Below are 1,182 nucleotides of genomic sequence, written 5' to 3'. Positions count from 1 at the left end.
TGATATAGCTCTTTAAAAATGACGAAGCTTGCGCTTCATTCAAAAATTGTAAAACATTTTTGCCTCATCGTTCAGTTTTCAAAGACCAAATTGAATTAAGAAATGGTCGGGAAGACAGGATTCGAACCTGCGACCCCTTGGTCCCAAACCAAGTGCTCTACCAAGCTGAGCTACTTCCCGTTATAAATGGTGCACCCTGAGAGATTCGAACTCCCGGCCTTTAGATTCGTAGTCTAACGCTCTATCCAGCTGAGCTAAGGATGCATTAATGCGGTCGAGAGGACTTGAACCTCCACGGTGTTAACCACCACTAGGCCCTCAACCTAGCGCGTCTACCGATTCCGCCACGACCGCATATAATTGGAGCGGAAGACGGGATTCGAACCCGCGACCCCGACCTTGGCAAGGTCGTATTCTACCACTGAACTACTTCCGCAATATAAAGTTAGATTAGAGATGCGGGTGAAGGGACTCGAACCCCCACGTCAAAGACACTAGATCCTAAGTCTAGCGCGTCTACCAATTCCGCCACACCCGCATATAATATTTAAGTATAGAAATTAATGAGAAATGGTGAGCCATGCAGGGCTCGAACCTGCGACCCTCTGATTAAAAGTCAGATGCTCTACCAACTGAGCTAATGGCTCATTAATTTTTTAAAATGGGGCGGCTGAAGGGAATTGAACCCTCGAATGCCGGAATCACAATCCGGTGCGTTAACCACTTCGCCACAACCGCCATGAGAAAAATGGTGCCGGCGAAAGGATTCGAACCCTCGACCCTCTGATTACAAGTCAGATGCTCTACCAACTGAGCTACACCGGCGCTGTAAATGGTGGCTTTGGACGGAATCGAACCGCCGACACAAGGATTTTCAGTCCTTTGCTCTACCAACTGAGCTACAAAGCCAACTTATTAAGTTTAAATAAAAAAATGGCGGTCCCGACGGGATTCGAACCCGCGATCTTCTGCGTGACAGGCAGACATGTTAACCACTACACCACGGGACCGTTTTAAATAATTATTGTATCGACTTTACCTATTTTAAATGTCATCGAGAGTAAAGTCAATAATTTTTTCAAAAAAACAATCAGCCTGGCAGCGTCCTATCCTCACAGGGGGAGACCCCCAACTACTTTCGGCGCTGAAGCGCTTAACTTCCGTGTTCGGCATGGGAACGGG

The 1,182-nt window shown here is 47.2% G+C and carries 10 tRNA genes and 1 rRNA gene; all 11 read right to left on the bottom strand.

The annotated features are described in order from the left end of the window. Nucleotides 1–103 precede the first annotated feature (103 nt). A tRNA-Pro gene (locus tag KNP78_RS15575) sits at nucleotides 104–180 on the bottom strand. A gap of 7 nt (nucleotides 181–187) precedes the next feature. Further along, nucleotides 188–264: transfer RNA gene (locus KNP78_RS15570), tRNA-Arg, on the bottom strand. Nucleotides 265–269: 5 nt separating this feature from the next. Next, a tRNA-Leu gene (locus KNP78_RS15565) sits at nucleotides 270–354 on the bottom strand. Nucleotides 355–361: 7 nt separating this feature from the next. Next, a tRNA-Gly gene (locus KNP78_RS15560) sits at nucleotides 362–436 on the bottom strand. A 21-nt stretch (nucleotides 437–457) separates the two neighbouring features. Continuing rightward, a tRNA-Leu gene (locus tag KNP78_RS15555) sits at nucleotides 458–538 on the bottom strand. Nucleotides 539–571: 33 nt separating this feature from the next. After that, a tRNA-Lys gene (locus KNP78_RS15550) sits at nucleotides 572–647 on the bottom strand. A 15-nt stretch (nucleotides 648–662) separates the two neighbouring features. Beyond that, nucleotides 663–738, bottom strand: a tRNA-His gene (locus KNP78_RS15545). Between the two features lie 11 nt (nucleotides 739–749). Beyond that, nucleotides 750–825: transfer RNA gene (locus KNP78_RS15540), tRNA-Thr, on the bottom strand. An 8-nt stretch (nucleotides 826–833) separates the two neighbouring features. After that, nucleotides 834–909: transfer RNA gene (locus KNP78_RS15535), tRNA-Phe, on the bottom strand. Nucleotides 910–934: 25 nt separating this feature from the next. Next, nucleotides 935–1,010, bottom strand: a tRNA-Asp gene (locus KNP78_RS15530). Between the two features lie 83 nt (nucleotides 1,011–1,093). Next, nucleotides 1,094–1,182: ribosomal RNA gene (rrf, locus tag KNP78_RS15525) — 5S ribosomal RNA — on the bottom strand; the annotation flags it as partial.

This window comes from Exiguobacterium sp. s28 (assembly GCF_018618135.1).
Classification (GTDB): domain Bacteria; phylum Bacillota; class Bacilli; order Exiguobacteriales; family Exiguobacteriaceae; genus Exiguobacterium; species Exiguobacterium mexicanum_A.
Note: the sequence above shows the minus strand (reverse complement) of the source record. Positions and strands in the feature narration are given on the sequence as shown.